This is a genomic window from Phenylobacterium sp., assembly GCF_036501465.1.
Classification (GTDB): domain Bacteria; phylum Pseudomonadota; class Alphaproteobacteria; order Caulobacterales; family Caulobacteraceae; genus Phenylobacterium.
This window is the reverse complement of sequence record NZ_DASYAF010000003.1, coordinates 1-4,938: the sequence shown is the minus strand read 5'-3', so window position 1 is coordinate 4,938 and position 4,938 is coordinate 1. Positions and strand designations below refer to the sequence as shown.

The window sequence follows — 4,938 nt, the reverse complement described above, 5'->3', positions numbered from 1 at the left end:
GCCAGCGCGGCGGTGACCAGCTATCCGCCCTCAGCCTTCGCCGCCGTGCGCCCGAACACCGCGCTGGACATGATCAACAACCTGCCGGGCTTCACCCTCGACACCGGCGACGCGGTGCGCGGATTCGGCGGCGCGGCCGGCAATGTGCTGATCGATGGGGCCAGGCCCGCCACCAAGAACGACAGCCTCGACCAGCTGCTGCAGCGCATCCCGGCCAGCGACGTGGCGCGCATCGACGTGATCCGCGGCGCCGCGCCCGGCGTCGACATGCAGGGCAAGACCGTCATCGCCAATGTGATCCGCAAGACCGACAACGGCCTGAAGCTGACCACCGCGGTGCAAGGAACCTGGGACGCCAACGGCCACTTTGACCACGGCCTGCGCCTCGAAGGCTCCAAGCGCTCCGGCGACACCGCCTACGAGGCCGGGCTGCTGATCGGGACCGGCGCGGACGACGGCACGGGCCGCGGCCCCCGCATCGTCACCAACGCGGCCGGCCAACTGACCCAGACAGCGCGGCTGAACTCGTTCGGCGATCAGGCGCAGGACAAGGCCACGGCGGCGGTGGAGACGCCGGTGCTCGGCGGGCGGCTCAGGATCGAGGGCTCGTTCGTCGGCGCGCCCTACGTCTATACCGACGACGACACCCTGATCGATCCGCCCGGCCGCGAGTTCGAGCACTATTTTCAGGACCAGGACACCGGCGAGATCGGGCTGCGCTACGAACGCCCGCTCGGCCCGCGCGCCAGCCTCGAGCTCTACGGGCTGCAGCAGCTCGGCCGCTACGCCTCCAACGACATCTTCGACACCGCCACCGACGACACGACCTTCACCCTGAACAAGCGGACCGGCGAGAGCATTCTGCGCGCTGTCGGCAAGCTCAATCCCTCGGCCAGCCTGTCGCTGGAGACCGGCGGCGAGGGGGCGTTCAACTGGCTGACCAGCCGCACGCGCGAGAGCGACAACGGCCAGGCCATCACCATCCCGGCGGCTAACGTCCATGTCACCGAGCTGCGCGGCGAGGCCTTCGCCAACGCCACCTGGCGCGCGCGGCCGGACCTGACCGTCGACGCCGACATGAAGGTCGAGGCCTCGCAGATCACCTCGTCCGGCGACGTGGTCGATCACCAGGTCTTCGTCTTTCCCAAGCCGCGCGTGCTGGTGACCTGGACGCCGGATGCCCCCGACCAGGTCCGGCTGCGGCTCGAACGCGAGGTCGGCCAGCTGGACTTCAACTACTTCACCGCCTCGGGCACGCTGGGTTCCGGCGAGCACGCCGGCAATCCCACCCTGACGCCCGAACAGGACTGGGTGGCGGAGGCCGCCTACGAACGCAGCTTCTGGAAGAACGGCCAGGTCAGCCTCACCCTGCGCCAGTACTGGATCCAGGACGCGATCGATTTCGCCGGGACCTGCGCGCCGCGGGACCTGCTGCCGGGCAATCCGCCGAGCTGCAATCCGGCCGCGGTGTTCGACGCCCCGGCCAATATCGGCGATGCCACGCGCCAGGAGCTGGCGGTGGCGCTCAGCCTGCCGACCGACAAGCTCTGGCTGAAGCACGGTCTGCTGACCATCCGCGCCACTTGGCGCCGCTCGCGGGTGATCGACCCGGACACGCACAGGCCGCGCGAGATCTCCAACATGCATCCGCTCGATGCCGAGCTGCACTTCACCCAAGGCCTGGATGGACTGAAGTCCACCTGGGGCTTCGACGTCTTCCCCGCCTGGCGGCAGGTCAGCTACCTGGTCGACGAGGTCGACACCCAGGAGCTGGGCCTCTTCGTCGACGCCTATTTCGAATACAAGCCCTGGCCCGGTCTCAGCGTGAAGGTCGAGGGCGACAACCTCACCTCCCACGGCCTGACCCAGATCCGCGCCTTCTACGACCCGTTCCGCAACGTCGACGGCGGCGAACTGGCCTCGACCGACGCCCACTACCCCCGCTTCGGCCCCGAATTCAGCGTCCGGGTGCGCAAGACGTTCGGGTAGAGAGCGAGTGCCCCAAATAATCCACTCACTCCCGTGAATGGGAGGACCCAGGCCTTTTTACCGCCAAGTTCACCAAGGACGCCAAGAAGGGCGAGGCGGCGACGCCCGCGTCCAACTCTTGGCATCCTTGGCGAACTTGGCGGTCGGTCTTTTTTGCCCTCACGGGCCTGAAGAGGTCAGCGCATGGCGGCAGGGTCGCGGTCGATGGCCGTGGAGTCGACCTGCGGCGGCGGATGGTTGGCGGCGTCGTTGACGCCGTGGGCGAGGCGGTTGAGCCAGGGGCTCAGCCCCAGCAGCACCACGCCGACGCCCATGCCGACCAGGCCGATGTCGCGGAAGGTCTCGACGTAGGTGGCCAGCGCCTTGGCGGGATCCAGCACCTGGCCGGCGACGGTCTCGGCGGCGGTCAGCCTGGCCACCATGCCGGCGAAGAACTGGGCGGCCGACGAGGCCAGAAACCAGATCGCCATCAAGGTCGAGATGAAGGCCGCCGGAGCGAGCTTGGTCATCTCGGAGAGGCCGACGGGGCTGAGGCAAAGCTCCCCGGTGGTGTGCAGCAGATAGGCTAACCCTAAGAACATCATCGGCACGCGGAAGGCGGCGTCGTGGAACTGCGCGCCCCAGACCAGGGCGAAGAAGCCCAGGCCCACCTGGATCAGGCCCAGGCCGAACTTGACTGCCGGGTTGGGATCGCGGTCGCGCCGACCGAGCCAGGCCCAGAGGGCCGCGAACATCGGCGCGAAGATCAGGATGAAGCCGGCGTTGAACGACTGGGTCTGGGCCGGCGTCACGGTCCAGAAGCCGTTGTTCGGCAAGGCGGTGTTGCGCTCGGAGAACTGGTTCAGCGACGAGCCGGCCTGTTCGAACAGGGTGAAGAAGACGATCGAGGCCAGGATCAGCACCATGGCCAGCGCCAGCCGGTCGCGCATCACCCGGTCGCACCTGGCGATCATGAACCAGCCGAGATAGCCGAGCGCCGCGACCCAGCCGGCCGCGAGCAGCCAGCCGGTGAACTGGAAATGCCGCACCACCACCCAGACGATGCCGACGCCGACCAGGCCGGCCAGATAAAGCAGCCACTCCAGATTGACCGGTCCGAGCAGCGGCTTCTTCAGCTTCGCCGGATCGGGCGGCTCGCCGTGGCCCTCGAGCAGCGGCTTGCCCCACACGAAGACCGCGAACCCGGCCAGCATGCCGACCCCGGCCAGGCCGAACCCCGCCCACCAGCCCACCGTCTGGCCGATCAGGCCGCAGACCACCGAGGCCCAGAAGGCGCCCAGATTGATGCCGTAATAATAGAGGGTGAAGCCCGGATCGCGGCGCGGGTCGCCTTGGCGGTAGAGCTGGCCGACGATCGAGGAGATGTTGGCCTTCAGGTAGCCCACGCCCATGATGATCAGGGCCAGCGCCAGATAGAAGACGTCGACATAGCCCTGGTCGCGCTTCTCGACCGCCAGCGTGTAGCCGCCGTGCGGCAGCACCGACGGCAGCGCCGCCGTCGCCGGCAGGCCGACGATCCGCATGCCGCCGTCCTTGCCGCCGGTGACCGGGTAGCAGCCGGCGGCGACCTTCAGGCAGACCTGGCGGTCGTTCATCCGCCCGCTCGCCTGGAACGCGTAAGCATGGCCGGCGACGGTCAGGGTCTGCACCGCCGGCGGTCCCTCGATGGCCATGGTGAAGTGGCCGGCGACCAGCAGCAGCGCCCCGAAGGCGATCGCCTTGCGCGTGCCCAGCCAGCGGTCGGCGAGGAAGCCGCCGACCAGCGGGACCAGATAGACCAGGGTCGTATAGGCGGCGTACTGGCCCTGGCTGAAACTGTCGGAAAACAGGAACTGCTCGGTCAGATAGAAGATCAGCAGGCCGCGCATGCCGTAATAGGAGAAACGCTCCCACATCTCGGCGAAGAACAGGATGAACAGGCCGCGCGGATGGGTGCGCAGCTGGCGCAGGACCGGAATCATCGTCAGCACGGTGACGAAGACGCCGATGACGACGACGACGTTGAACATTCAGCCCCCTGATCAGCGCCGCGAGATGATCACGCGCGCCGGCCCATCACAAGCTTGCGCCTTGCCCAGCCGCCGCCGCGGACCCACCTTGGAGTTTGGAGCGTTTGCAGGCTGACGGAGACCAAGCCATGCCAGAGATGAAACTGCCCGGGCCCGACCACCCGATCACCATCGCCTTCAATCCGAAGCGGGTCGAGGTGGTCTATAGCGGCCACACCCTCGCCGACAGCCGCCGCGCCCTGGAGCTGAAGGAAGCCAGCTACCACCCGGCGCAGTACATCCCGCGCGAAGACGTCGACATGGCCTATCTGACCCGCACCGACCACCACACCTACTGCCCCTACAAGGGCGAGGCCTCCTACTACAGCATCCTGATGGACGGGGTGTTCGCCGAGAACGCGGTCTGGACCTACGAGGACCCCTATCCGGCCATGGCCGAGATCAAGGACCACCTCGCCTTCTATCCGAACAAGGTCGACATCCGCCTGCACGACGACGCGGCCAATCCCAGCGCCATCCGCGACGCCATCGAACACACGGACTCAGGTTCAGGATCGAGCCAGCTGGAACACGCCCCGCCGAACGTGAGCACTCCGGGCGAGTGACGAAGCGCGCCCTGCAAACCTCTCCCAAAGGGAGAGGGAGGGGCCCGCGCCGAAGGCAGCGGGAGGGTGAGGGGTTACGCCCTCACCGACTATTCTCCTGTTTTCGCTGAGCTTTCCCGAGACGCAGCGGCGTCTATTTCTGAAACCTCGTAACCCCTCATCCTCCCGCGCGCTTACGCGCGCGGGCCCCTCCTTCTCCCCTCTGGGAGAAGTCTCAATAGGCGGCGGCCTCGAACACCGGGCTTACCTGGCCGCGCCAGGGGCCGTTGTAGTGCTCCAGCCAGCGTTCGGCGGGGGTGATGCCGCTATCGGCGATCTCTTCCAGGTCGGCCAGG

General features: G+C 67.7%; 3 protein-coding genes. 2 read left to right on the top strand and 1 reads right to left on the bottom strand.

The window, feature by feature from the left end:
• Positions 1 to 1,989, top strand: a 1,989-nt coding sequence (locus VGL85_RS00100; protein WP_331584713.1) for a TonB-dependent receptor plug domain-containing protein, incomplete at its 5' end; no start/stop codon positions are given.
• A 176-nt stretch (positions 1,990 to 2,165) separates the two neighbouring features.
• Here VGL85_RS00100 and VGL85_RS00095 read toward each other — a convergent pair.
• Complete coding sequence (locus VGL85_RS00095) at positions 2,166 to 3,998, bottom strand: oligopeptide:H+ symporter (protein WP_331584710.1); 1,833 nt, start codon at positions 3,996 to 3,998, stop codon at positions 2,166 to 2,168.
• A gap of 128 nt (positions 3,999 to 4,126) precedes the next feature.
• Here VGL85_RS00095 and VGL85_RS00090 point away from each other — a divergent pair, with 128 nt between their 5' ends.
• On the top strand, positions 4,127 to 4,603 hold the full coding sequence (locus VGL85_RS00090) for a DUF427 domain-containing protein (protein ID WP_331584708.1): 477 nt from the start codon (positions 4,127 to 4,129) through the stop codon (positions 4,601 to 4,603).
• The last annotated feature ends 335 nt before the right edge of the window (positions 4,604 to 4,938 follow it).